General features: G+C 68.8%; 1 protein-coding gene. It reads right to left on the bottom strand.

Annotated elements, in window-relative coordinates; genetic code table 11:
- A partial coding sequence (locus tag ACGWYJ_RS39160) for a proteasome accessory factor PafA2 family protein (RefSeq protein WP_395111782.1) occupies positions 1 to 234 on the bottom strand: 234 nt, incomplete at both ends.

The following is a 234-nucleotide window of genomic DNA, read 5'->3' as shown; positions in this document are numbered from 1 at the left end:
ACGAAACCGCTCCGCGTCGCCATGCGGCTCGTCCCTGGTGTTGATGATCGGACGGGAGCGGGTCGTCGCCGACGACACGCCCTCCCAGATGTGCTCGGCGCGCTGCGACACGCAGTACACCGCGCCACGCGGCGTCTGAAGCACCTTGCCCGCCCCGCAGATGATCTGCCGCGTCACCAGATACGGAATCAGCACATCGGCGAGCCGCCCGAACTCCCCCTGCCTGCCGACGCA

It is taken from the genome of Actinomadura sp. SCN-SB, from assembly GCF_043906805.1.
In the GTDB taxonomy this organism is placed as follows: domain Bacteria; phylum Actinomycetota; class Actinomycetes; order Streptosporangiales; family Streptosporangiaceae; genus Spirillospora.
This window is presented reverse-complemented; position numbering and strand designations above follow the sequence as displayed.